Here is a 23,531-nt window from a genome sequence, read left to right on the forward strand (position 1 = left end):
AAGAGGTGAATTCCGATGGAAATAGTAAAAGATAGTTCTCTTATTCAAAATGAAATTGAACGTTTTGTAAATAAAGATGTATATATTCATTTAGAAACGACAAACGGAGCGTATGCATCACACATAAATGAAAAGATGATGACAGTTGGTGCTTTCATTCGAAATGCGATTATCCGTTTTGAACGCGGGAAGATAACTGGAACAAATCCATACCGAGTTGGTCTGAAAATGGATCACGGTTGGGTATATGCTGAAGGTATTACGCACTGGGAAGTAGACGATCAAGAGCGTTTATTATTAGCTGGACATGATAATTTAGGTCGTCTAGCAGTTGCACTTGAGTTAAGCTTAACACCATTTAAGTAAGAAGGAGGGAAACTTATGGAGAGACATGTACTTGTTGTATTTCCTCATCCAGATGATGAAGCATATGCTGCGGGAGGAACAATTCGCTTATTAACAGATCAAGGAGTACCTGTAACATATGCATGTGGTACTCTAGGACAAATGGGACGTAACATGGGTAAGAACGTATTCGCTAACCGTGAAACGATTCCACATATCCGTAAGAAAGAATTGAAAGATGCTTGTGAAGCGATGGGCATTAAAGATTTAAGAATGCTTGGCTTCCATGATAAAACGTTAGAATTTGAAGATGTTGATTTCGTTGCTGACAAAATTGAAGCAATCATTCAAGAAGTAAATCCATCTCGAATTATTACATTTTATCCAGAGCACGGTGTACATCCAGATCATAATGCATTTGGCCGCGCTGTCGTTCGCGCTGTATCACGTATGCCAAAAGAAGAGCGCCCAGTTATTCATGCTGTTGCGATTACGAAAAATCGTGAAGCAGTATTAGGAGAACCGGATGTTGTAAATAACATTAGTGAAGTATTTGATCATAAATTAACTGCATTAGGTGCGCACCGTTCACAAACAGAAGCAATGCTTGAAGACACGCATGCAAAAATAAAAAACAAAGATGCAGCAACATTGAAATGGCTGCAACTTGAACAGTTTTGGACTTATAAATGGGAGTAGGCTAGAAGGATACATTCTAGTTGCTCTTATATAGAAAAAGCGCCGTCACTTGTGATGGCGCTTTTTCTTGTTGAAGACTATATATTTCTTAGGGTGCTTCAAAATTTTTAAATTAACGTGCAGTATAGCCTCCATCAACAAGAAGTGTTGTACCGTTAACAAAACTAGCATCATCACTTGCTAAAAATAAGACAGCTTTAGCGACTTCTTCTGGTGTTCCAAGTCTGCCTTGTGGATGAAGTGAAGCTAAATATTCTTTCTGTTGAGGATTAACACTACCTAGTAAAGGGGTGTCAATATAACCAGGGCACACCGCATTAATACGTATTCCATATTTAGCGTAGGCAGTACATAAATTTTGAGTTAATAGTTTCACACCACCTTTTGCAGAGGAGTATGCTGTTGGTGTAGGTAATGAAACAAAACTATGAATCGAACCAGCGTTAACGATGACACCACCTGTACCTTGTTTAAGAAATTGTTCAATCGAATATTTATTAGAAAGGAATACCCCAGACAAATTAATATCAATAGTTCTTTTCCATTTTTCATAGGATAATTCGTTTGCCGGTGCATCATCAGCAACGCCGGCATTGGCATACATAATATCTAATTTACCGTATGTACTTACTGTCTCATGAATTAGCTGTTTAATATCTGTCTCTTTTGTTACATCAGTTTTAATAAATAACGTATTATAACCATGTGCATTCAATTCATCTGATAGTTCTTTTCCACGTTCAGAAAAGTCAGCAATAACTACTTTTGCACCTTCTTCGATAAAAAGACGAACCGTAGATTCGCCAATTCCACTTGCACCACCAGTTATGATTGCCACTTTGTCTTTTAATTTCATATAAACCTCTCCATTCATCAATGAATTTAAGTCGAATTTTTAAATCTTGTTACTAAACTATTAACCTTAAATAGTAAGTAGATAGAAGAAACAGTTTGCGTTTACTTAATTGTGAGAGTGCTATTTTTTTATTGTAATTTTTTATACAGTGATGGAAGAAAATATTAATTAGGTCAATTTTATCATCAGATTGAATATTCAGTAAAGTATTCTCGAATAGAGTGAGTGCTGAAGTTAAACTACTAATCTACATAGATAGAACGAGAGAGACTACATATAGTTGCTCTTTTTATTATATTAATTAACAAATTTTCAAACTTGCTGATGATGTAGTGGACTTAAATAAGTCACTTGTTTTTAAATTGAATCAAAAATAAAAAAACAGTAAAAATAAAACGCTTAATAATAATTATTTATTGAAAAACGATAAATAAAATGATATTATCAAATTGAAAATTAGTAAGAGAGGTGCTTTTTATAAAATGTAAAACGAATGTTATGTATTAAAAAGAAATTGATGTAAATTAGGGAAATTATATATTTTAATAGCGAAATAAGAAAAGGGAGTTAGAGCATGATTAATAAAACAGTAAAGAAAGTTATCTTGATTGCAGGTGGTTTGTATATTACATATTTAGTAGGTGTAGTTATTTTAGCGGAATCTATACAGTATCCTACATCTCAACAACTTAAAGAAGCCGAAAGAGTAGTTGAACGCTATGTAGGTGAAAATAATGGAGTAAAAATGATAAATACATCTAGTAGCTTCACGGCTGAGATGTTCAATCGTACAATTCATATTGAAGGAAATTCAAAAGAAAATCCGGAACAATTATATCGAATGAATTTAGATCAAGTTTCTAATGAAAGTGAAAAAATAACCGAAAAATCGATAAATACAGTTTGTAAATCAAATGATGGAGGAAAGAATTTTACGTGTGCTGATACTGAATAGCTAAAAGTAGGATCCGTAGCAGCATAGTAACAGTTGATAACCATTACTCTAGTTAAATAGGAAAAAGCCTCGCAGGGGGGCGAGGCTTTAAACAGGGTATTAAAAATTATCGAGTCATTAAGAATAACTTCTTTTGAATAAACTAATTTTAGCATGATAACTCATCTATATGTATTACGAATTTATGAACAAAAAATCAATGATAAAAATACAGAAAAGACAATAATTTATTTGGAATCTGTATCATTACATAAAGTTTGAGTGAAAAAGAAAGTATACTTTTGTATTGAGGAATAAAGATATAGTCTGCCTACGGAAATAGGCAGGCTATTTTTTTATAAAGAAAAGACAACTTGAGGTAGAGTCCGTGTTAAGAAATAAGATCGTTCAAAAGATAAAGATATTGTATTGAAACACGTCATTATTCGTGGAATAAGTTATATTTTTGATAAAAAATCTTTAAAAAGCATTATAATCCCTAGAAGAGATAAGACTTCAATTGAAAACCAAAATACACTTTTTTGAGGTTTTTTAAACTCCATTAGTATGGAGAAAAATAAAAAGATAGCAATGAGAAATATAATTAAGAGACGAAGTATATCAAACATAAATAGCACTCCTAATAGTTAATTTGTTTTACTATATAGTTATTTCCAATATTACAGAATGTAAGAAGCGGCTTATCAATATTAAAGCAAAAAGTTCTCAGAAGCTATGAATTAAAAATAAAAATTTTTTTGAATCACTGAGCACAGGGGGATTATCTATTAATTAGCTTGGTGATTGAAAGAGTAATTTTTTAATCTCTTAAATGTCCGATTGGTTTAACTAAATAATCAGCGGGGAATGGACAAACCACCTACTGATTAGAATTTCATTTTATTTGTTTTCTTTTTTTTCTTTTTTATCTAAATCCTTAGAACTGATATTTAGTAGTGATTTATAAGAAACATATATTTTGAATTATTTAATAGAATAATATATATTTATATTGATTTAATGATTTTAGTTTGTTAAAAATGGGGAAATCGATATGAAAGTTAAATTTGCCGTAATAAAAGATGAGAATTTTGATTGTAGTTTATTGGAAACAAGATTATTGAAAACTTTTAAAGAAGTAGATTGTGAAGCAGATATTGTAAAGGTTGAGGATGAAATTTTTGAAAACAATGATATACAAACGCATTTATCAGAAATAACCATTCATGTTACTGGAAAAAATATTGGATATAGATCCGTTTCAGCCAGTATATTTATTGTTCTAGAGAGTTTATCAATACAGCTATTTCGTATTCATATTAGTATACTTTAAGCAGTTCAAAAAGTGGATTCTTCAGAAAATCATACTGATTATATTGAGTTGTAAATATGAAAACAATAGAAATTATCGTAGGTGCTCCCGAATGGTGGATTGCACCTTGTTTGTTGTTAAATAAACAAGGGATTCCTTTTCTAATTTTAATATATCTTAACGCTAATTTATAAATAGAAGAATGGAAACATGTGAGTAATTCAATTAGATTGTACAAATAATTTGGTACGCAGATATACGCAATGTATTCACAGGTAAGAGGGTTGTCTCATAATATATATAGATTTTTCTATTAAGATGAATAGAGGGTGTGGATATATGGAAGATGTTTACGCTAAAATTGACAGTTTAAAAGCGGAGCAAAAAGAAATTATGAGAGACATTCGTAATTTAGAAACGCGTACCACTATTAATGAAAAAGACATAGCAACAATCAATAAGCAATTAGAAAAAATAAGTACAAACACAACTTGGATTTTGCGAATTATTATTAGTGCGATAATAATGTCAGTTTTAGGATTGATATTAAAAGGAATGATTTAGTCTTGTGAAATAGAACGATAGAAAAGAAAGAGGGGAGCTCCCTCTTTCTTTTCTGTAAATGAGAAGCTATAAATTTTCTGTTTCCTTTTCACCTGCATATTTTTCCTCTAAAGAAATTAATAGAGGAATGGATACAGTTACTAGAATGATTAAAGTAGTTATAAAAGATTTAGAAAGAGAAAAAGAACCTTCAATTAAAGGTGATAAAAACTTGAATGAAAGTATACTTGTTATGAAGGAAATTACTAAAAAGCTCAAAAGAGATATATTTTTATTCTTTATAGATGTCTCTATAAAGTCTTTAACACAGGTTATTACGACAAATATAGTTAATATGATAAGAGAAACAAAATAATGTGTTAAATTCGTCATACTAATAGTAGGGTCGTCTATTATGTAAGCAAGTAACTTAGATACTAATGTTCCTCCAAACAATAAAATAATAAAAGCAAGTAATCCTTCTGATATATAAGTGCTGAAATTGTCTTTCTTGTTAAAGAGTTTATAGTTTAGAGTAGATTGGGTTATTTGAATTAGGAATAGGGTAATAATCCATACATAATATACAAATGGTAATTCTCCTGAGAATAGAGAAATTAGAAAGTTTACTACTGTCCTTAAAATTTCAATCATTACGAAAGTCCTCCTGTTTGTAAGCTTGTGACATTAAAATATGCTAGTCTATCGTTTAATAATTAAGTTTATGAATTCAAACTATTTCTAATTATTCCATAAAAAGGTGAATGCATCAAGTTATCTTTTTAACAATCCTCCAAGGTTGAGCACTAGTAAAAGAAACGCAATATGTAATATAATTGAAAAAGTATATTTAAAAATCGATGTTAATATTACCCTCCTATAAGTATTAACATACGTAATTGAGGTGTTTTCTTTGTTGTTTTATGACCGGATTTCTATAATGGCCCCTCCTGTTCCGTAGCTAAGGAAAGTCTTTTTATTTCTGAGATTTTCAAAGTTATAGGAGGGTATGAAAAATGAAAAAAGTCTCAGTACCATCACTTTTGTTAATGATTATTCTTGTCGCATTTCCGCAAATTAGTGAAACGATTTACACACCGTCTTTACCGGACATTTCAAAGGCGTTACATGTAAGTAATAATGAGGTGCAGTTAACACTTAGTGTGTATTTTGCTGGATTTGCTTTAGGTGTATTTTTTATTGGATGGCTATCAGATATAATTGGCCGTCGCCCAGCAATGTTATTTGGAATTGTAATATATGGCGTTGGGAGTTTCTTATGCTTTATTGCAAATTCCATTGAAGTTTTATTGGTAAGTCGTTTTATTCAAGCGTTTGGAGCAAGTGCAGGATCCGTGGTTACACAAACGATTCTTCGGGAAAGTGTAGAAGGGCATAAGCGGCATGTTATGTTTGCTCAAATTTCGGCAGTCATTGCTTTTACACCAGCGATAGGACCTTTAATTGGTGGCTTTCTTGATCAAATGTTTGGATTTAAAATAGTATTTTTAAGTTTAGTAGTTATGAGTGTCGGAATTTTTCTGTATACATTTGTTTCTCTTCCCGAAACAAAGACGGACTCAGTAACGAATAAAATAAATGTGTTTTCAGTCTTAAAGAAGTTAATTACAAATCCGAAAGTAGTAACGTATGGGCTATTAATTGGAGGAGCAAATGGTGTTTTATTTAGCTATTATGCAGAAGCGCCGTTTATCTTTATTGAATACTTTCAATTATCGCCTAGTATGTATGGATTCCTAGGAATTGTTGTAGCGTCTGCTTCTATTGTTGGAGCGAAAGTTTCGAAACGTTTACTTGCTACTTATAAACCAGAGAAAATTATATATATCGGTTGTCTCGTAATGACAGGAGGAGCTATCCTTTTATCTGTTATTACGTTTGTGGGATCAAATCCGAATGTAATATATATGGTTGTATTTTTAATAGCGATGTTTATATTGCTATTAGGAATTGGAGTAGCATTACCTAATTGTTTAAGTTTAGCGTTAGTAGATTTTCAAGATGTCATTGGTACAGCAGGTGCATTGTTTAGCTTAGGGTACTATGTAATTGTAACGATGACAATTTGGGGAATGAGTCAACTGCATACAGGCTCGTTAATGGTGATGCCACTTTATTTTCTGGTTATTGTAGTTATAATGGTAGTGTTTACTAGGGTGTTTATCTTTGGTAAGCAAACTTCGAAATCGATTTAAATATGAAATTGTAAAAGAGTCTCATTTTTTAATGAGACTCTTTTATATTTTGGCTGGGGTAAAGAAGTTAGTAGTTTATTAATATATTAAATTTCTCATTGGTATATAAATCGAATGTGTGGGAAATTACGTTATCAACTATAAAGGTTGAAGTATTTGACATATGAAACCGAGGAAGAAATGCTCTCCTCTGTTATTTATATTGTAATAATATACATGCCGGAATCATATTGAATAGATGTATTTTATTGTTAATTTAGTTAAAAATTAATCAGACTTATGTATAATAATTTATTGAAAAAATAATTGAATTTTTCAGATTAATGAATTAATATAAGGTAAGTAATTTTAATATTTATAGAATATTGGAAGATGAAAGGTTTTGAGAATTTTATTAGGAGCACAAAACGATTTTAGGATAGCTTTAAAGCTAGTGTAAAATGACGTTTGCTTCATCATTTTCAGAGCCGAAAGGAATTAGGGGAAAGCATCTTGTTTTAAAATGCGGCTATGAATCATCTAAGAGGGGGAAGTGAAGTGGCAAACAAAGAATTGAAAAGAGGTTTAGAAGCACGTCATATTCAAATGATTGCTTTAGGCGGAACGATTGGTGTTGGTTTGTTTATGGGGTCAGCCAGCACAATTAAATGGACAGGTCCGTCAGTAATGCTTGCTTATGCAATTGCAGGTATTTTCATCTTCTTCATCATGCGTGCCATGGGAGAAATGTTGTATATGGAGCCAAGTACAGGCTCATTTGCGACGTTCGGTCATAAGTATATTCATCCGCTAGCTGGTTATATGACAGCTTGGAGTAACTGGTTCCAGTGGGTTATCGTTGGGATGTCAGAAATTATCGCGGTTGGAGCGTATATGCAATATTGGTTCCCGGACTTACCAGCTTGGATACCAGGTATAATCGCAATGGTCATTCTTGGCGCAGCTAACTTAATTTCTGTTAAGTCATTTGGTGAATTTGAATTTTGGTTTGCGATGATTAAAATCGTTACGATTCTATTAATGATTATTGCGGGATTTGGTCTTATTTTCTTTGGAATTGGTAACGGTGGAGAAGCGATTGGCATATCTAATCTTTGGTCAAATGGCGGTTTCTTTACAGGTGGTTTTTCAGGATTCTTCTTTGCATTATCACTTGTAGTTGGAGCGTATCAAGGTGTGGAATTAATCGGAATTACTGCTGGCGAAGCGAAAAATCCGAAGAAGACACTTACAAGAGCGATTCAAAGTACAATTTGGCGTATTTTAATATTCTATATTGGTGCTATTTTCGTTATTGTAACTGTATATCCGTGGGATCAATTAAGTACAATTGGTAGCCCGTTCGTAGCGACTTTTGCGAAAGTTGGTATTACGGCAGCAGCTGGACTTATTAACTTCGTTGTAATTACAGCGGCAATGTCTGGTTGTAATAGTGGTATTTATAGTGCTGGTCGTATGCTTTATACGTTAGGTGTAAATGGACAAGCACCGAAATATTTCACGAAACTTTCTGGAAATGGTGTACCTTTATTCGGTACAGTTGGCGTAATTATCGGTCTGGCGGTTGGTGTTGTTTTAAGTTACATCGCACCGAAAAATTTATTCGTATATGTATATAGCGCGAGTGTACTCCCTGGTATGGTACCGTGGTTTGTCATTTTAATTAGTCAAATTAATTTTAGAAAAGAAAAGGGAGCAGAGATGAAAGATCATCCGTTCAAAATGCCATTTGCTCCTGTAACAAACTATTTAACGATTGCCTTTTTAATTATGGTATTAATCGGAATGTGGTTTAACGATGATACTCGTATTTCATTAGTTGTAGGTATTATTTTCTTAGCTATCGTTACAATTAGTTTCTATGCTTTTGGAATAGGAAAGCGAGCTCCGTTAGACGTTCAAAATAATAAAGAGATTTCAAGTAAATAAAGAAAAGGCTGTTCATCTGGAACAGCCTTTCCTTATTGTTGCTATTTGTCGATAAATCGATATACCTTGTCGAATCGTTGATATAATTTGATTTGTGATAGATATATTCGAAAAATCATTTATATAATTTCACATACTATCTATCACTATCATGATTAAAATTTCTCTAATACGATTTTCCCAATGGTGTGCCCGCTGTCAAGTAGTGCATGTGCTTTCTTTAAGTTTTCAGCGTTAATCGGTGTTAATGTTTCATTTAAAGTAAGAATTCTTTACTTCTATATTATAGATGGTGAAATACTGCTATGTAAAAAAATACCCTCTTTTTTATGCAAGCTGTACCGATAGTCTAGAAGGAGTTTATTTCTAAAAAGAAGAATTTTTTACTGTATTACTTTATCCAAAACTAAATGTAAAGGTGGATACATAATGACAGTAAAGAAACTTTATTTCATCCCAGCAGGTCGTTGCATGTTGGACCATGCGTCTGTTAACAGTACGTTAACACCGGGGGAACTATTAAACTTGCCGGTGTGGTGTTATCTTTTGGAGACGGAAGAAGGTCCTATTTTAGTAGACACAGGTATGCCAGAAAGTGCAGTTAATAATGAAGGGCTTTTTAACGGTACATTTGTTGAAGGACAGATTTTACCGAAAATGACTGAAGAAGATAGAATCGTGAATATATTAAAGCGTGTAGGGTATGAGCCAGACGATCTTTTATATATTATTAGCTCTCACTTACATTTTGATCATGCAGGAGGAAACGGTGCTTTTACAAATACACCGATTATTGTGCAGCGAACGGAATATGAGGCAGCACTTCATAGAGAAGAATATATGAAAGAGTGTATATTACCGCATTTGAACTACAAAATTATTGAAGGGGATTATGAAGTGGTACCAGGTGTTCAATTATTGTATACGCCAGGTCATTCTCCAGGCCATCAGTCGCTATTCATTGAGACGGAGCAATCCGGTTCAGTTTTATTAACGATTGATGCATCGTACACGAAAGAGAATTTTGAAGATGAAGTGCCGTTCGCAGGATTTGATCCAGAATTAGCTTTATCTTCAATTAAACGTTTAAAAGGAGTTGTGGCGAAAGAGAAACCAATTGTTTTCTTTGGTCATGATATAGAGCAGGAAAAGGGTTGTAGAGTGTTCCCGGAGTATATATAGTGCAAAAAGTCATGAGTTCGCGTGCTCATGACTTTTTCGTTTAAATAATTTTTTTAAATAAATTATAAACTTTTTTTGAACTATCTTCGTTTAACTGATAGTACGTAAGGTTTACATCATCAGGAGTATCTTGCTGAGCAATCATCACTTCGCTTCTGTGATGATCAACTATCCATATGAAATATTTTTTATAAGTTCCATCCTCGAAAGTAATCCACATATCACAATCTATTAAATCTGATCCTTCTTCATCCAATGTTAATTTGCCTTTTTTTGCGGTATTCATACTGTTAATAAATGTTTTTAATTCATCTGTTTTTGTGAGAAAGATATCCTTTTTTGTTTTAATTGATTCTACATGAATATCTTTTATTTCCTGCTTTCCTAAAAAAACAGGGGGCTCATTTGGATCTCGCGAGCTTGAAATAATAGTAGCTTTCTTTTTCGGTTTGTTTGCAGTATAGAGATCTTGAATAGATTTTCCCGAGTTTACAAACCATACAATTCCACAAATAATTAATACGCTACCTAGCAATAAAATAATTTTTTTAATAGGATTTTCTCCTCTCTATTACTTCGTGTGAAGAGCTTTTCTATTAATATATGATAGGTAAGCGTAAAGTATTATAGTTGAACTTGGTTATGCTTCACAGTTTTTATCGGGCGATCTATGAGTAAATTGTAAGTGAGCCCAATTAATACGAAAATGCCACCGATAACTTTACCAATTGAGAGTTCATTTGTCAGGAAGAAATCAATAATAGTCCCCGCAAATAATTGTCCGATAAAGATGAGTAATGTTAAATAAAAGGCTGATATTTTAGGAGTAATATAGTTGGATAATGAAATAACGATAACGCCTACTAATCCGCCTAAGTACACAGCAATAGGAATAGATTGTAACGTCTGCATTGGAATATACAATGAATCTGAACTGAAAATTAAAAATAGCATAGAGAAAAATAATCCAGTAATATAATTAAAAAACGTGCCTTCCCAATTTCCGATTTTCGCTGCTAAATTCGCGTTAATAATTCTAGCAACAACGATAGAAACACCAGCTAAAATAGCGATCGTAATATATAACATTTTCTTGCCCCCATTAATAAATTGTCATGATTATAATTCCAGAAGAGATGAAACATAATCCAATTAGTTTTTTCTTTTCAAACTTTGCAACTTTCATTCCTAATAAGCCGAAATGATCAATAACGATGGAAGCAATAGATTGACCGAGTAAACTTAATGCGATCGTAATAGAAGCACCAAGGACGGAGAAACTTATATTGTTAAAAAGAACAGTGAATACTCCAATCGCTCCAGCGCTATATAAAAAAAGTGGAATACTTTTATCGAAACGAATTTTATTTTTGTTTAAGATTAAAATGAAGATAACTGCAATTAAACCGACAAGGTGAATGACAACGCTTGCTGTGTACTTGCCAATTAACTCAGATAAAATCCCATTCAGTGGAAGCATAACGGCGATGAGCACACCAATAAAGACAGAAAGAAAGTTATACAATGTAATATCCCCTTTGTATTTCATATTTGTAATGACTGTATCATGCTGAAATTGTGTATTACTATGACATATGTCATAGTGGAAGAAGAAAATTTTGATTACAATGGGGATGAGTTGTAAAGGTGGGGGACTATGAAGAAAGTATGTAATTCTATTAAATTAGCAGAGTATATGAAGCAAAATAATATTGATTCATTTTTTAGTCATGATATGAAGCCATATATGGAACTTATATTTTTTAAAAAGAATGAGTTTATTTGTAGAGAAAATGAAGAGATAGATTATTTATATTTCTTTGTTGAAGGAAAAGCAAAAGCGTTTAACACATTAAGTAACGGGAAATCAGTATTGTTATGTTTTTACGATAGTTTGCAGTTACTTGGAGATGTGGAGTTAATTCATTCTCAAAGAATCACTTCAAACGTACAAGTGATGGCAGATTCGTATTGTGTGGGGTTACCTTTAGGAAAAGTGAGAAATAAGCTATTTCATGATGCGAAATTTTTAAGATGTATTTGCGGATCATTAGCACATAAATTAAACCGACTTTCAAAAAACAGTACAATTAATTTATTGTATCCGCTTGAAAATAGACTTGCGAGTTACATGTTAGCAGCAGGGGAACGAGCAGTTCAGCATGAAAATAGAATTGTGTTTAGTGGGAATTTAACGGAAATAGCGGAATTGTTAGGAACGAGTTATCGGCATTTATTACGTACTTTGAATCTCTTTTGTGATAAAAATATAATCAAGAAAAACAATGGTTGTTTTGAAGTAGTGAATGTAGAAGTTTTGAGGGAATTGGCTGCGGATGTTTATAAATAATATATTAAAGTAGGGATTAAGATGAAAATAGCTATAATCTCAGATATCCATGGAAATAGTCATGCTTTAAAATCGGTATTAAAAGATATTACACGTCGCAAGGTCGAAATGATAATAAATTTAGGAGATAGTGTGTATGGGCCGTTAGATCCTTTAGAGACAATTGAAATATTAATGAGTAGCGAGATGATACATATTAAAGGCAATTGTGATCGCATGCTTTGGGAACCTATACAAGAGCAATCTGCTACACTAACTTTTGTTCAAAATCAATTAACAAATTATCATATAGGTTGGTTAAAACAACATCCTTCACAATTTATTGTAGACGATATGTTATGTTGTCACGGTACGCCAACTTCAGATGAAGTGTATTTGTTAGAAGAGATGAATGAGAATGGTGCAATATTAAAGAATGAAAAAAATATAATGGATCAACTCCAAAATATAGAACAAAAAATAATAGTATGTGGTCATACACATATTCCTAGAGTTGTTTATTTAGCGAACGGAAAGATCATTATAAATCCAGGAAGTGTAGGACTTCCAGCATACAAAGATGAGTTACCTGTTATGCATAAAATGGAATCAGGAACTCCGCATGCAAAATATGTAGTGATAGAAAAGGTTTTGGGAGAATGGACAATTGAACAAATTTCAGTTCCTTATAATTGGGAAGAAGCTGCTGGATTGGCTGTTCAACAAGAAAGATATGACTGGGCACAGGCGCTAAAGACTGGGAAGATAGAATGAAGGGGAGTTTACTTTATGGTAAACTGCTCTTTTTTATTTTGAGTAGATATTGAATCATATAAAAAGAAAATGTTATGATTATGGAAACGTATGAATATATGAACAAGTATTCATATGTTTAAGAAGAGGAGGGATTAGAATGAAATATCTAATTATTATTGGGGCGGGTCAAGCTGGATTAACAATGGGATATTACTTGAAGCAAGAAGGGTATAATTTTTTATTACTTGAGGCAGGAAAACGAGTTGGTGATTCATGGAGAAATCGATATGATTCTTTGCAGCTTTTTACCTCAAGGTCTTACAGTAGCTTGCCGGGTATGACGTTAATAGGTGAAAAAAATGAATTTCCATATAAAGATGAAATTGCAACTTATTTAGAAGAATATGCAAGACATTTTCAATTACCGGTACAATTACAAACGGAAGTTCTAAAAATAAAGAAAGAAAAAGAAATATTTGAATTACATACTCCTACAGAAATTTTACAAACGAAAAAAGTTATTATCGCATCAGGTGGTTTTCAGCAACCATTTATTCCCTCAGTTTCAGCAAATCTATCATCACATATTTTTCAAATACATTCATCACAATATAAATCACCATCACAAATTCCTAAGGGAAAAGTACTAGTAGTAGGTGGTGGGAATTCAGGAATGCAAATTGCAGTAGAACTGGCAAAGACTCATGAAGTTACGGTGTCTATTAGTCATCCTTTAACGTTTTTACCGTTACAACTTTTTGGAAAAAGTATTTTTAATCTGCTAGAAAAAGTGGGTTTATTGTACGCTGAAATAAATACAAAGAGGGGAAGATGGTTTCAGAAGAGAAAGGACCCTATTTTCGGTTTTGAAGGTAAGAAACTTATTCGTAATGGAGCAATCAAACTGCAAGAAAAAGTAGTAAGTGCATCAGGAAATAACATTATGTTTCAGAATGGTGATACTTATAGTGCAGAAAGCGTTATATGGTCAACTGGTTTTGTACAAAATTATAATTGGATTGAAATTGAACAGGCAGTGAATGAGAAAGGATTTCCTAATCATATAAAGGGAATCAGTCCAGTAAAAGGATTGTATTATATCGGTTTACCATGGCAATCTCAAAGGGGTTCCGCACTTATTTGTGGTGTAGGAAAGGATGCAGCGTATGTACTTTCTGAAATCAAAAAAATAGATCAGTAGCAATAACTACTGATCATCCATATGTACATGAATTAGGAGAGGTCAAACATTTATTAACTTTATTATAATAGATTTTCATAGAATTAAAAACTGAAAATTCAAATTTAATGTTGAGAAAGTTTTTTGTATCGAGATATATGAAAAAATAGGGATTTTTATTAAAACAGAAAAAGATATTTCTATTTTAGTAAATTATGATATAGTCTAAATAAGCGTGTTTTTCCATAAATGTAATTATTTTCATTGTAGTTTTGTTTATATGAGGGAAGGAGAAGTAATTATGAAGTTTGATGATCAACGCTTACTAGGAGTCCGATTAGGTTCTGTACTTGTGACAGAGGAAAATCAATATTTAGTAATTAAGAAAAAAGATCATTATGCACTGTTAAATATACATAATTTAGAATGCACTCATGTTGAAGTGCAGTTAGAACATTTGGAAGAAATGTTGCGGGAAGATTTCCAAGAAAGTATAACGGAGATTATCGCACCAGAACATATAAAAATTGTTGCGAAAAATGTTATATAGGTAAAGAAGCTGGAAGGAACAGCTTCTTTATTTTCATTATAAGGGTAACGTTTTTACAACCTCACCAATGATCCCTTCCATTTGATGAACACCTAAATCGGAATTGGTCATAATAACAGCACCATTCCCGCAGTATGGATAACAAACCATCATACATTGAAATCCAACGCCCCATCCGAGGGAATAAACCTGTAATTCTTCATTAGGATCATCTAGAAAAACACCTAATCCAGTCCATTTTGAACAACCTTGAGGAGAAATCATGTCTAGTACTAATTTTTGAGAAAGTTTTAGTTTGCCCTTTCTTTGTAAGGAATGAATGATTTCAATAACTAAAGCTGATAAGTCAGTTGGTGTTGTCCAAATACCTGAAGCAGCTGCAAATGGATAAAATGGATACTTCTCATTTGTTACAGTTCCATCTTTATTATGGCCGCAAGCAAAAACATCGGTTTTATCTATGTCTTTTGGAGAGAAGAGTGTACTATTTTTTATTTGTAGTGGTTGGAAGAGATGTTTTTCTAATAACTGACTAAATGATTTTCCTGTAATATCTTCTAGTAGTAGTTCGATTATACAAAAGCTTGCGTCTGAGTAGTGAAATTCACTTTCTGGTTTATAAGTTACCTCTATAGGTACGGGGCAATATAGTGTTTTACCGGAAAGGAGCTCAGACATATTAGGTAATCCTTTTGCAGGTGTATAATGTTCAAAACTATTAGGTGGATCAATGAGTCCAGATTGATGGCTTAATAAGTTTCTCAAAGTGATGCTTTTTTGTGAAGTAAATAGATTAGTAGGAATGTTCCAAGATGTGAGTTTATCATTTACGTCTTCATCTAAATGCACGATACCATGCTCTGATAATGTTAGTACGAGCATTGTAGTGATGAATTTGCTGATAGAACAAGAATTAAAGAGAGAATTTGTAGTAACAGCTCTAGTTGTTCCAGCTTCAAGTGTTCCAAAGGCAGTCGCTTCATCTAGTTTGCCATTACGTATAACAGCGAGGCTTAAACCTGCAACGGAATATTGATTCATTTTCTCGTATATATTGCTACTTTTTAAGTTCATGGTGACTCCTTTCTTTAAAGACAGAATATTATTTTTATTATACAGTAGTAAAAAAAAGAAAACACTTCGTCATTCATCAATGAAGTGTTTTCTTTTTTAGTTAGTTTGAAGTGAACTTTTGAAAAAATTTGTCTCGGTACATGTACATAACCCATGAGATTGTTATTAAAGAAATGATGATTTGTTTGTTTTTAATTGGTGCATTGAAAACAAGCCAACCAACTATATCAAATAATAAATGTAGCAAGATTGAAAGAACTACAAATTGAAGTAACGTATTTAAAAATCTTTTCATAAAGTGTCCCCCTAAAATAATAGGTTTTATTAACAGTTTGATATAGTGGCATTATAAAGTAAATGTGTCCTGTGGTAAAATTTACATAAGTTAGTGAAATAAAACAAATGAAAGTTAGTAAGGGGGAACATTTATGGAATTCTGGATGGTTATACTGATATTAGCCTTTGGTTTCATTTATATCGCTGAAAAATTAGCTACAATTGAAAAGAAAAATGATGCGCGTTTAAAGAGAATTGAAGATAGATTACAATTAATTACGAAAGAAATGGGAATTGTAGAAAGAGAACCTGAAATTAATAAAGAACTACGCCAGCTTGTAGAAGAAGGAAAAAAATTTACAGCAGTTAAGAGAGTAAGAGAAGCTTTTGGTTTTTCCTTACTAGAAGCGAAGCAATATGTTGATAAATTATAAAAAAGATCATCCATTTGGGGGATCTTTTTCACTGCACCATGCGTGTATTTACATAAGCCGCGATTATAAAGTGTCCAATTAGAATGATAGGAATAACGATTGTGACATTAGGCGTAGTGAAGACACTACCGATTGTGGCAATGACACCAGCAATTAAATTATAAAGACCAACTATTTTTGATAACTTCACTTTATCAGGCACGCGGCGTTCGTTGAATCCTGATAAGAGCCAAGTGTATTGTTTTACTTCAATGAAATAAGCTAGTGCAAATGAAAGGATTGCCACTATGAATAATGATGGGGAAGCGAAGAGAGTCATTGCAAACACCTCCGTTAATGGGCTATAAATAAATTATAGTCCGAATGTTATAATTTAACAAAATATAATTTTGGTTTTAAGTGTAATAGAAAAATGGAAAAGAAAAGTATATTGATTTGAATGTGTTTTATGGGAATGAGGAAGAGTTTGAGAATTATGGAATGGAAGATTAAGTTTTAAAGCGTATAACATTTTGTACGCTTTTTTATTATTTCTAAAAAAATATGTAAGAAATGATGGAACAAAGATTGGAGATGAATTGTCTAATATAGGTAATAACTATTTAGTTTGAAAAGAAGGATGGAGAAAATGAAAAAGAATACATTATTAAAATTAGGGGTATGTGTTAGTTTACTAGGAATAACTCAATTTATTAGTACAATTTCTTCTGTGAAAGCAGAACAAAAGCTAGAGCAAAAAGTAATAAAAAATGAGACGGGAACTATTTCAATATCTCAGTTAAACAAAAATGTATGGGTTCATACGGAGTTAGGTTATTTTAATGGAGAAGCGGTTCCTTCGAACGGTCTAGTTCTTAATACTTCTAAAGGATTAGTACTTGTTGATTCTTCTTGGGATGACAAATTAACGAGGGAATTAATCGAGATGGTAGAAAAGAAATTTAAGAAGCGGGTAACGGATGTCATTATTACACATGCGCACGCTGATCGAATTGGCGGAATAACAACGTTGAAAGAAAGAGGCATTAAAGCGCATAGTACAGCATTAACTGCGGAACTAGCAAAGAAAAGTGGATATGAAGAGCCGCTTGGAGATTTACAAAAAATTACGAATTTGAAGTTTGGAAATATGAAAGTAGAAACGTTCTATCCAGGGAAAGGACATACAGAAGATAATATTGTCGTCTGGTTACCTCAATATAAAATTTTAGCTGGGGGCTGTTTAGTGAAATCTGCGGAAGCAAAAGATTTAGGAAATGTGGCGGATGCGTACGTAAATGAATGGTCTGTATCGATTGAAAATGTATTGAAACGATATAAAAATATGAATTCTGTCGTACCTGGTCATGGTGATGTAGGGGACAAAGGGTTACTTTTACATACATTGGATTTACTAAAATAAGACATTGTGAGAATTCAAAAGAGAGGAGAAATAATTTTCTCCTCTCTTTCTTCTAACTATATTTAAATGCTGAATTTGTCGATTATGCCAGCATATATTACTGAGATTTTAATTCCAAGTATACAAATACTAGTACCGTCATAATTGCAATAACAACGTAAGTAGCATCAAGCATTATAAGTGTTTTTAAAGTTTCAGTCATCCTAATTCACCCCTGCTATAAAAATATAACATAATCTTTTTATCAATCAGATAAGAGATCACAAAGATACAATATACATGAAATTTCTTAAGTAGGTTCTATTTAAATATATCATATAAATAATGTAAATAATGTTAAGATAGTGTAAATGTATTGTAAATAAAAAGGTTTACAATAAAGGCTTTAATAAAAAATGATAGTTCCTTAACATGAAAAATACACTATTCTTTCTGTTGAATGATAGAAAAGGATGGTGTTTTTGTATGTTTATTTTTATATGTGATGAATTACAACTATTTGAATAAGAGATTCAAAAAAAATTTCGTTATACATTTTTTTAAAAATTAATTATCTAGCTATTTAAAAGTATCGAAAGATGTGCACACACTAATGTATATTTTTTAGTGTCAATAAAAATATTATGTCAACAATATGAACTGTCACAAATCTTTATATATTATTGTGATTGATATCACATCACTTTTTTTCAATGGGTATTATGCTTAAGGTGTAATGAATGATTGGGAGAGGGTGGGATGATATGTTTTGTTATCAATGTGAACAAACGCCAACAGGCGGATGTAAAGTAATGGGTGTTTGTGGAAAGAATGAAACGATTGCTAGTTTACAAGACACGATTGTGTTTGGGCTAAAAGGAATTGCGGCTTATCGTACTCATGCTGCTCAGTTAGGATATACGGATGCATTTGTAGATGCTACAACACAAGAAGCTTTATATATGACATTAACAAATTCTAATTTTAACGAACAAGAGCATATTGATATGGCTATGAAAGTTGGGAAATCAGCTTTACGGGTGATGGAGTTATTGGATGAGGCACATACGAATCATTTTGGTGTGCCAGAGCCTGTACAAATTACACAAAATCGTGTAGAAGGTAAAGCAATTGTAGTTACGGGTCATAATTTATTTGCACTAGAAGAATTATTAAAGCAAACAGAAGGAAAAGATATTAATATTTATACACATTCTGAAATGCTACCAGCACACGGATATCCGCAGCTGAAAAAATATAAACATTTAAAAGGAAACATCGGCAAGGCATGGTATGATCAAAGACGCCTTTTTGAAAAATTTACTGGTACCATATTAGCTACAACGAACTGTGTTATGCCAATTAAAGGATCGTACTCTGATCGATTCTTTTCATATGATATTGCAGGTTTAGAAGGTGTACAAAAAATTGAAAATGATGATTTTACACCATTGATTCAAAAAGCACTAGAACTTCCAGAAGTACATATGGAGTCGGATGAACAGTTAGTAACAGGCTTTCATCATAATACAGTATTATCATTAGCTCCAGAAATTATTGATGCAGTAAAAGAGGGGAAAATAAAGCGTTTCTTTGTTATCGCCGGTTGTGATGCACCAGGAAAAGGCGGAGAATATTATCGTGAATTAGCAACGTCACTTCCGCAAGAAACAGTTATTTTAACGACTTCTTGCGGAAAATTCCGCTTTAATGATGTAGATTACGGTGTTGTACCTGGTACGGAAATTCCGCGTTACATGGATTTGGGACAGTGTAATAATTCCATTTCTACAGTGAAAATAGCGGCTGCATTAGCTGATGCTTTCCAATGTGAAGTGAATGAATTGCCAGTAAGTATTGTGCTATCATGGTTTGAACAAAAAGCGGTTGCCATTTTACTCGGGCTATTTAGTCTTGGGATTCAAGATATTCGCATCGGTCCAAAGGCTCCTGAATTTATTTCACCTGGCGTGCTTGATGTATTACAAGAAACATTTGGTTTAAAACTAATTACAAATGCAGCAGAAGACATGGCTATGATGTTATCGTAACGGAAAAGATGTTTTCACTTAATTGTGGCTTTATAAATCATTTGTATGTGTGTGAGTAAACGCACATACAAATGATTATTAATAAAGAAAATCTGCTATATTTATAAATTTTATAGAGCTTTTAAAGTGTAACACCACATGCCCATCACCTTAAGATTTTAAGTATCCCCAAAACGAAATTTCTACATGAATATCTATAATTTTACCTCGTTTTCATTTGATTTGAAAATAAGCTTTCTATTTTTAAAAACCAACGATACCACCTCAAATTATATGAATAAAATCCATTCATTTATTAGGAAAATGGATTGAAAATAATAAGGTAGACTAAAAAGTAAAATATTATTTATGATAATCATTCTTTTATAAAATTTAAATTGGAAATAGCCCTACTCATTTTGATTGAGCATTTTCAAAATGGAGGGGCTTTTTTTACTGTAAAATCAATAACTGCAGCTTATTTTTGTTGAAAAAATTCTCATTCTTATTTTGAAAGTGATATGGGTACAATTACATGCACATCAATCTTTTATTATGAAGTGGCCCTTGAATATATTGTTTTTTATTGACAGACATAAAAATGATTTATTTGCTGTATTGATAATTTATAGACGTTATAATAAAATGTTTGTGGATATGTAAACTTAATTTATTTTCGTTTAGTTTTATTGTGAAGTTAGGCAGTGTTAATAACAATAAAATAATGAATATATCATCTGCAAAAAGAATGAAACCAATACGGAGAAGATGATTTCGCTAAAAATTCGAAAAATAAGCGTTATTAGCTCTTGAAGAAAAACGACTAGAAAAATTACAAGCATATGGAAAATAGGGTTATACAAAAGTCCTAAAGGGGGACGGAATTATGGAGAAAAGAAAGTATTCAGTAACACCACAAGATCGAATGAATTATGTATTAGGTCTTTATTCTGCAGATCAACAAATTAATGCAGTTCTTTATTTTCCTGTAGGTATATCCAAGGAAATACTTGAAGAATCAGTAAGGATAACGTTGCAATTGCAACCAGTTTTGAACAGCCGGTTTGTAGAAAATGATATTCCTTACTGGGAGGAACATTCATCTGACACTAACTCATCTATTTGCTTTTTTGCAGAAGGAAATAATCAAGAACTTGAAATAATGGCAATAGATTTTATTAAGGAACCTGGTGATCGTATTCAGGGGCCTATGGTTCAAACGAAATTATTACGGGGCACTACAACAGATATGTTAGTTGTGAAATTGTCTCATCTATGTTCAGATGGTGCAGGAGTCAAGGAATATATTAAATTGCTTGGAACAATATATACTCACCTTTCATTGGGACGGTCTAAGAAGCAAATTATAAAGGAATTTGATGAGGGAAATGAGAGTTGTCGAGATCAATCACATGTATTCAAATACGCTGGAATATCGGACATAAAAAGTGCGTATCGTCCTAACCAAGAACAGCAGGCATTGTTATGGTCTTTTCCATCTCAACCTAACAAAAATAAATTTCCCCAAATGTCCGTACGGCGATTGAGCCATAAGCAAACTCTACGTTTAACCCAATGGACAAAAGCACAACAGGTTACCTTGAATGATGCAATCATGACTGCTTACTTCCGAGCTTTATCACATTTCACTGTGTATGCAGAACCTCGCACTGCAGAAAAAATGATTGGCTTGACAATTGATTTACGTCGATATCTGCCTAATAATACAACTGGTGCTATTTGCAACTTATCCGGTATGGAAATACCAGTGATTAAAATGGAAGACGATGAAACATTTAAGCAGACTCTTGTTCGAGTTAAACAATCAATGGATAAAATAAAGTCTCAAAATCCAGGTCTTTCTTCAGCAGCAGGAATGGAGTTACTGGCAGAAATGAAGCTATCTACAGTGAAAGAAATGTATAATCAGCAATATGAACAGGCTGTACAGATGGGGATGGCGTTGCCATTACTGACAAATTTGGGAGTGATTGCTGAGGAACCTATTCAGTTTGGTCAAATTCAAGCTGAGGACGGGTATATGGCATCACCTATTATGTATGCACCATTCTTTTCAATGGGAGCAAGCTCTTATAATGGAAGGCTTACATTTACGATCGGTTATCATACGCCGGATACATCAAAAGAAAAGGTAGAAAAATTTTTAGATAGTGTTGCTAATCAACTATCAGAAATAAAATAAAAGAGAATATAGAGAACAGATTTCTAACAGAATTGTATTTTAGGGGCTCGTATCATGTACGGATAATCTCTGGAAATTTTCTCTGACCGCACTTGCCTTTATGCTTTATATGCAATGGGAATGGTAGTGAGAAACAATTTGTATCGTGAAAAAACAAGATATAACGGTATGAAAACAATAAAGTAGAGCTGATTTAAATTACACTTTGAATCAGCTCTGTTTTACTAGTTTGATGGCCCTTACAACAAAAAAGGAGGCTGTATCCGGTTAGGGTAAAGCGGATTTTTAATTTTTTTGAAAATAAAGTTGACATCCACAACTACTTAGTCATACAATGTAGTTGTAATAAGTAATACTGAATAGTGTGGTTTTACTCAAAAGCTATTTAGTAAAAAATTCGCCTTAGTACTCTGTGATACTGAATATAAGTCAGACAGAATAGGGGGTAAAGGAGGATCAGGACATGGAAAATTTAACTGAAATGCTGAAAGGTTCACTGGAAGGGTGTGTACTGGAAATCATTAGTCGCCGTGAAACGTATGGCTATGAGATTACCCGCCACCTGAATGATCTTGGGTTTACCGAAGTTGTGGAAGGTACGGTGTATACTATCCTTGTACGATTAGAGAAGAAAAAGCTTGTGAATATTGAAAAAAAACCATCAGATATGGGACCGCCTCGTAAGTTTTATTCATTAAATGAAGAAGGCCGCCAGGAGCTTGAATTGTTTTGGGAAAAATGGGATTTTGTATCGTCAAAAATTAACGTCTTGAAGTCAAAATAGGTTCATAAGATAAAATGTTCCGGCCGATACTTTGAAAATTTCTTGTTCGGTTTTATAAAAAAGGAGGAAAATAAGATGTTAGAAATGTTTAAAAAGTTAATTGGTGATAAAAAAGAGTACAAAATGATGATGGCCCGAGTGGAGGCTCTGCCAGAGGACTACCAATTTGTATTTAAGAAAATTCAAAACTACATGTGGAATTTCTCAGCGGGTAACGGGATGGATATGTTACACATACAGTATGAATTAATCGATTTGTTTGAAGCTGGTGCAGCAGAAGGAAGACAAGTGCTTGACATTACTGGGGATGACGTGGCTTCCTTTGCTGACGAACTAGTGGCAAATGCTAAAACTTACGTCTCCAAGTATCGTGAAGATTTGAATGAAAGTATTATGAAGAAATTGAGAAAAAAATAAATGGAATAAGTAATACCGACTGATTAGCTGGTTACACATATGAATTGCCACCATAGCTATTCAGTTATATTTTTAGCTCGGTACTAAGTGATACAGAATAT

At 32.8% G+C, this 23,531-nt stretch carries 26 protein-coding genes and 2 pseudogenes; 19 read left to right on the plus strand and 9 right to left on the minus strand.

What is annotated here, in order from left to right; all coding sequences use genetic code 11:
• Positions 1-15: 15 nt before the first annotated feature.
• Positions 16-366, plus strand: a complete 351-nt coding sequence (locus ACTJJY_RS16240) for a YojF family protein (protein WP_000407045.1) — start codon at positions 16-18, stop codon at positions 364-366.
• 15 nt (positions 367-381) lie between these two features.
• On the plus strand, positions 382-1,044 hold the full coding sequence (gene bshB2, locus ACTJJY_RS16245) for a bacillithiol biosynthesis deacetylase BshB2 (RefSeq protein ID WP_000439483.1): 663 nt from the start codon (positions 382-384) through the stop codon (positions 1,042-1,044).
• Positions 1,045-1,156: 112 nt separating this feature from the next.
• Here the strand turns inward: bshB2 and ACTJJY_RS16250 are convergent, their stop codons facing one another.
• On the minus strand, positions 1,157-1,900 hold the full coding sequence (locus ACTJJY_RS16250; RefSeq protein WP_440606000.1) for an SDR family NAD(P)-dependent oxidoreductase: 744 nt from the start codon (positions 1,898-1,900) through the stop codon (positions 1,157-1,159).
• A gap of 574 nt (positions 1,901-2,474) precedes the next feature.
• Here ACTJJY_RS16250 and ACTJJY_RS16255 point away from each other — a divergent pair.
• From ACTJJY_RS16255 to ACTJJY_RS16265, 3 genes are all read left to right on the plus strand, one after another.
• Positions 2,475-2,855, plus strand: a complete 381-nt coding sequence (locus ACTJJY_RS16255) for a hypothetical protein (protein WP_440606001.1) — start codon at positions 2,475-2,477, stop codon at positions 2,853-2,855.
• Positions 2,856-3,888: 1,033 nt separating this feature from the next.
• Positions 3,889-4,167 carry a hypothetical protein gene (locus ACTJJY_RS16260; protein WP_266003264.1) on the plus strand — a complete coding sequence of 93 codons (279 nt, stop codon included), beginning with the start codon at positions 3,889-3,891 and terminating at the stop codon, positions 4,165-4,167.
• Between the two features lie 318 nt (positions 4,168-4,485).
• Positions 4,486-4,710, plus strand: coding sequence for a hemolysin XhlA family protein (locus ACTJJY_RS16265; protein ID WP_000390462.1), 225 nt, complete (start codon positions 4,486-4,488; stop codon positions 4,708-4,710).
• A 66-nt stretch (positions 4,711-4,776) separates the two neighbouring features.
• Here the strand turns inward: ACTJJY_RS16265 and ACTJJY_RS16270 are convergent, their stop codons facing one another.
• A complete protein-coding gene (locus ACTJJY_RS16270) occupies positions 4,777-5,343 on the minus strand; it encodes a DUF5823 family protein (protein ID WP_098389935.1) in 567 nt (188 codons plus the stop codon).
• A 362-nt stretch (positions 5,344-5,705) separates the two neighbouring features.
• On the opposite strand from ACTJJY_RS16270, the gene ACTJJY_RS16275 reads away from it, so the two are divergent.
• Positions 5,706-6,905 (plus strand): multidrug effflux MFS transporter, encoded by a 1,200-nt coding sequence (locus ACTJJY_RS16275; RefSeq protein ID WP_440606002.1) that lies wholly within the window; start codon positions 5,706-5,708, stop codon positions 6,903-6,905.
• Positions 6,906-7,442: 537 nt separating this feature from the next.
• Positions 7,443-8,834: an amino acid permease gene (locus tag ACTJJY_RS16280; RefSeq protein WP_001284410.1), complete on the plus strand. Its 1,392-nt coding sequence runs from the start codon at positions 7,443-7,445 to the stop codon at positions 8,832-8,834.
• A 155-nt stretch (positions 8,835-8,989) separates the two neighbouring features.
• On the opposite strand, the pseudogene ACTJJY_RS16285 reads toward ACTJJY_RS16280, so the two are convergent.
• Positions 8,990-9,097 (minus strand): annotated as a pseudogene (locus tag ACTJJY_RS16285) (zinc-binding alcohol dehydrogenase family protein); the annotation flags it as partial.
• A gap of 166 nt (positions 9,098-9,263) precedes the next feature.
• Here ACTJJY_RS16285 and aiiA point away from each other — a divergent pair.
• Positions 9,264-10,016: a quorum-quenching N-acyl homoserine lactonase AiiA gene (gene aiiA / locus ACTJJY_RS16290; RefSeq protein WP_440606003.1), complete on the plus strand. Its 753-nt coding sequence runs from the start codon at positions 9,264-9,266 to the stop codon at positions 10,014-10,016.
• A 40-nt stretch (positions 10,017-10,056) separates the two neighbouring features.
• On the opposite strand, the gene ACTJJY_RS16295 is transcribed toward aiiA, so the two are convergent.
• From ACTJJY_RS16295 to ACTJJY_RS16305, 3 genes are all read right to left on the minus strand, one after another.
• Positions 10,057-10,551, minus strand: a complete 495-nt coding sequence (locus tag ACTJJY_RS16295; RefSeq protein WP_440606004.1) for a hypothetical protein — start codon at positions 10,549-10,551, stop codon at positions 10,057-10,059.
• A gap of 89 nt (positions 10,552-10,640) precedes the next feature.
• Positions 10,641-11,105, minus strand: a complete 465-nt coding sequence (locus ACTJJY_RS16300; RefSeq protein WP_000965802.1) for a DMT family transporter — start codon at positions 11,103-11,105, stop codon at positions 10,641-10,643.
• Between the two features lie 13 nt (positions 11,106-11,118).
• Complete coding sequence (locus tag ACTJJY_RS16305) at positions 11,119-11,565, minus strand: DMT family transporter (protein ID WP_440606005.1); 447 nt, start codon at positions 11,563-11,565, stop codon at positions 11,119-11,121.
• A gap of 108 nt (positions 11,566-11,673) precedes the next feature.
• Between ACTJJY_RS16305 and yeiL the strand changes: the two genes are divergently transcribed.
• The 4 genes from yeiL (at position 11,674) to ACTJJY_RS16325 (ending at position 14,831) form a co-directional block, all read left to right on the plus strand.
• Positions 11,674-12,366: a transcriptional regulator YeiL gene (gene yeiL / locus ACTJJY_RS16310; protein ID WP_000754839.1), complete on the plus strand. Its 693-nt coding sequence runs from the start codon at positions 11,674-11,676 to the stop codon at positions 12,364-12,366.
• A 21-nt stretch (positions 12,367-12,387) separates the two neighbouring features.
• Positions 12,388-13,119 (plus strand): metallophosphoesterase family protein, encoded by a 732-nt coding sequence (locus ACTJJY_RS16315; RefSeq protein ID WP_353052497.1) that lies wholly within the window; start codon positions 12,388-12,390, stop codon positions 13,117-13,119.
• A gap of 139 nt (positions 13,120-13,258) precedes the next feature.
• Complete coding sequence (locus ACTJJY_RS16320) at positions 13,259-14,302, plus strand: flavin-containing monooxygenase (RefSeq protein WP_440606006.1); 1,044 nt, start codon at positions 13,259-13,261, stop codon at positions 14,300-14,302.
• Positions 14,303-14,582: 280 nt separating this feature from the next.
• Positions 14,583-14,831 carry a hypothetical protein gene (locus tag ACTJJY_RS16325; protein ID WP_000666948.1) on the plus strand — a complete coding sequence of 83 codons (249 nt, stop codon included), beginning with the start codon at positions 14,583-14,585 and terminating at the stop codon, positions 14,829-14,831.
• Between the two features lie 36 nt (positions 14,832-14,867).
• On the opposite strand, the gene ACTJJY_RS16330 is transcribed toward ACTJJY_RS16325, so the two are convergent.
• Together ACTJJY_RS16330 and ACTJJY_RS16335 are read right to left on the minus strand one after the other, a co-directional pair.
• Positions 14,868-15,905, minus strand: a complete 1,038-nt coding sequence (locus tag ACTJJY_RS16330; protein ID WP_440606007.1) for a serine hydrolase domain-containing protein — start codon at positions 15,903-15,905, stop codon at positions 14,868-14,870.
• Positions 15,906-16,005: 100 nt separating this feature from the next.
• The gene (locus tag ACTJJY_RS16335; protein ID WP_006929474.1) at positions 16,006-16,200 is read right to left on the minus strand and encodes a hypothetical protein; all 195 of its coding nucleotides are present in this window, start codon (positions 16,198-16,200) and stop codon (positions 16,006-16,008) included.
• A gap of 133 nt (positions 16,201-16,333) precedes the next feature.
• Here ACTJJY_RS16335 and ACTJJY_RS16340 point away from each other — a divergent pair, with 133 nt between their 5' ends.
• The gene (locus tag ACTJJY_RS16340) at positions 16,334-16,615 is read left to right on the plus strand and encodes a hypothetical protein (protein WP_440606008.1); all 282 of its coding nucleotides are present in this window, start codon (positions 16,334-16,336) and stop codon (positions 16,613-16,615) included.
• A 28-nt stretch (positions 16,616-16,643) separates the two neighbouring features.
• On the opposite strand, the gene ACTJJY_RS16345 is transcribed toward ACTJJY_RS16340, so the two are convergent.
• Positions 16,644-16,934 carry a DUF3784 domain-containing protein gene (locus ACTJJY_RS16345; RefSeq protein ID WP_440606009.1) on the minus strand — a complete coding sequence of 97 codons (291 nt, stop codon included), beginning with the start codon at positions 16,932-16,934 and terminating at the stop codon, positions 16,644-16,646.
• Positions 16,935-17,026: 92 nt separating this feature from the next.
• Between ACTJJY_RS16345 and ACTJJY_RS16350 the strand changes: the two are divergent.
• The 6 genes and pseudogenes from ACTJJY_RS16350 to ACTJJY_RS16375 form a co-directional block, all read left to right on the plus strand.
• A pseudogene (locus tag ACTJJY_RS16350) lies at positions 17,027-17,107 on the plus strand (GH25 family lysozyme); the annotation flags it as partial.
• Between the two features lie 136 nt (positions 17,108-17,243).
• Positions 17,244-18,017 (plus strand): BcII family subclass B1 metallo-beta-lactamase, encoded by a 774-nt coding sequence (bla2, locus tag ACTJJY_RS16355; protein WP_440606010.1) that lies wholly within the window; start codon positions 17,244-17,246, stop codon positions 18,015-18,017.
• Between the two features lie 743 nt (positions 18,018-18,760).
• Positions 18,761-20,047: a hydroxylamine reductase gene (gene hcp, locus ACTJJY_RS16360; RefSeq protein WP_440606011.1), complete on the plus strand. Its 1,287-nt coding sequence runs from the start codon at positions 18,761-18,763 to the stop codon at positions 20,045-20,047.
• Between the two features lie 865 nt (positions 20,048-20,912).
• Entirely contained in the window at positions 20,913-22,229 is a 1,317-nt protein-coding gene (locus ACTJJY_RS16365; protein WP_440606012.1) for a condensation domain-containing protein, read from the plus strand.
• Between the two features lie 463 nt (positions 22,230-22,692).
• Positions 22,693-23,013: a PadR family transcriptional regulator gene (locus tag ACTJJY_RS16370; protein WP_000429487.1), complete on the plus strand. Its 321-nt coding sequence runs from the start codon at positions 22,693-22,695 to the stop codon at positions 23,011-23,013.
• A gap of 75 nt (positions 23,014-23,088) precedes the next feature.
• Complete coding sequence (locus ACTJJY_RS16375) at positions 23,089-23,430, plus strand: DUF1048 domain-containing protein (RefSeq protein ID WP_000891986.1); 342 nt, start codon at positions 23,089-23,091, stop codon at positions 23,428-23,430.
• Positions 23,431-23,531 lie beyond the last annotated feature (101 nt).

It is taken from the genome of Bacillus sp. 22475 (assembly GCF_052044835.1).
In the GTDB taxonomy this organism is placed as follows: Bacteria; Bacillota; Bacilli; order Bacillales; family Bacillaceae_G; genus Bacillus_A; species Bacillus_A cereus.

What these genes read in the sequence shown, in the direction of transcription:
- ACTJJY_RS16240 (WP_000407045.1), top strand. Translation starts at nt 16, where the DNA reads ATGGAAATAGTAAAAGATAGTTCTCTTATTCAAAATGAAATTGAACGT.
- bshB2 (WP_000439483.1), top strand. Translation starts at nt 382, where the DNA reads ATGGAGAGACATGTACTTGTTGTATTTCCTCATCCAGATGATGAAGCA.
- ACTJJY_RS16250 (WP_440606000.1), bottom strand. Translation starts at nt 1,900, where the DNA reads ATGAAATTAAAAGACAAAGTGGCAATCATAACTGGTGGTGCAAGTGGA.
- ACTJJY_RS16255 (WP_440606001.1), top strand. Translation starts at nt 2,475, where the DNA reads ATGATTAATAAAACAGTAAAGAAAGTTATCTTGATTGCAGGTGGTTTG.
- ACTJJY_RS16260 (WP_266003264.1), top strand. Translation starts at nt 3,889, where the DNA reads ATGAAAGTTAAATTTGCCGTAATAAAAGATGAGAATTTTGATTGTAGT.
- ACTJJY_RS16265 (WP_000390462.1), top strand. Translation starts at nt 4,486, where the DNA reads ATGGAAGATGTTTACGCTAAAATTGACAGTTTAAAAGCGGAGCAAAAA.
- ACTJJY_RS16270 (WP_098389935.1), bottom strand. Translation starts at nt 5,343, where the DNA reads ATGATTGAAATTTTAAGGACAGTAGTAAACTTTCTAATTTCTCTATTC.
- ACTJJY_RS16275 (WP_440606002.1), top strand. Translation starts at nt 5,706, where the DNA reads ATGAAAAAAGTCTCAGTACCATCACTTTTGTTAATGATTATTCTTGTC.
- aiiA (WP_440606003.1), top strand. Translation starts at nt 9,264, where the DNA reads ATGACAGTAAAGAAACTTTATTTCATCCCAGCAGGTCGTTGCATGTTG.
- ACTJJY_RS16300 (WP_000965802.1), bottom strand. Translation starts at nt 11,105, where the DNA reads ATGTTATATATTACGATCGCTATTTTAGCTGGTGTTTCTATCGTTGTT.
- ACTJJY_RS16305 (WP_440606005.1), bottom strand. Translation starts at nt 11,565, where the DNA reads ATGAAATACAAAGGGGATATTACATTGTATAACTTTCTTTCTGTCTTT.
- yeiL (WP_000754839.1), top strand. Translation starts at nt 11,674, where the DNA reads ATGAAGAAAGTATGTAATTCTATTAAATTAGCAGAGTATATGAAGCAA.
- ACTJJY_RS16315 (WP_353052497.1), top strand. Translation starts at nt 12,388, where the DNA reads ATGAAAATAGCTATAATCTCAGATATCCATGGAAATAGTCATGCTTTA.
- ACTJJY_RS16320 (WP_440606006.1), top strand. Translation starts at nt 13,259, where the DNA reads ATGAAATATCTAATTATTATTGGGGCGGGTCAAGCTGGATTAACAATG.
- ACTJJY_RS16325 (WP_000666948.1), top strand. Translation starts at nt 14,583, where the DNA reads ATGAAGTTTGATGATCAACGCTTACTAGGAGTCCGATTAGGTTCTGTA.
- ACTJJY_RS16330 (WP_440606007.1), bottom strand. Translation starts at nt 15,905, where the DNA reads ATGAACTTAAAAAGTAGCAATATATACGAGAAAATGAATCAATATTCC.
- ACTJJY_RS16335 (WP_006929474.1), bottom strand. Translation starts at nt 16,200, where the DNA reads ATGAAAAGATTTTTAAATACGTTACTTCAATTTGTAGTTCTTTCAATC.
- ACTJJY_RS16340 (WP_440606008.1), top strand. Translation starts at nt 16,334, where the DNA reads ATGGAATTCTGGATGGTTATACTGATATTAGCCTTTGGTTTCATTTAT.
- ACTJJY_RS16345 (WP_440606009.1), bottom strand. Translation starts at nt 16,934, where the DNA reads ATGACTCTCTTCGCTTCCCCATCATTATTCATAGTGGCAATCCTTTCA.
- bla2 (WP_440606010.1), top strand. Translation starts at nt 17,244, where the DNA reads ATGAAAAAGAATACATTATTAAAATTAGGGGTATGTGTTAGTTTACTA.
- hcp (WP_440606011.1), top strand. Translation starts at nt 18,761, where the DNA reads ATGTTTTGTTATCAATGTGAACAAACGCCAACAGGCGGATGTAAAGTA.
- ACTJJY_RS16365 (WP_440606012.1), top strand. Translation starts at nt 20,913, where the DNA reads ATGGAGAAAAGAAAGTATTCAGTAACACCACAAGATCGAATGAATTAT.
- ACTJJY_RS16370 (WP_000429487.1), top strand. Translation starts at nt 22,693, where the DNA reads ATGGAAAATTTAACTGAAATGCTGAAAGGTTCACTGGAAGGGTGTGTA.
- ACTJJY_RS16375 (WP_000891986.1), top strand. Translation starts at nt 23,089, where the DNA reads ATGTTAGAAATGTTTAAAAAGTTAATTGGTGATAAAAAAGAGTACAAA.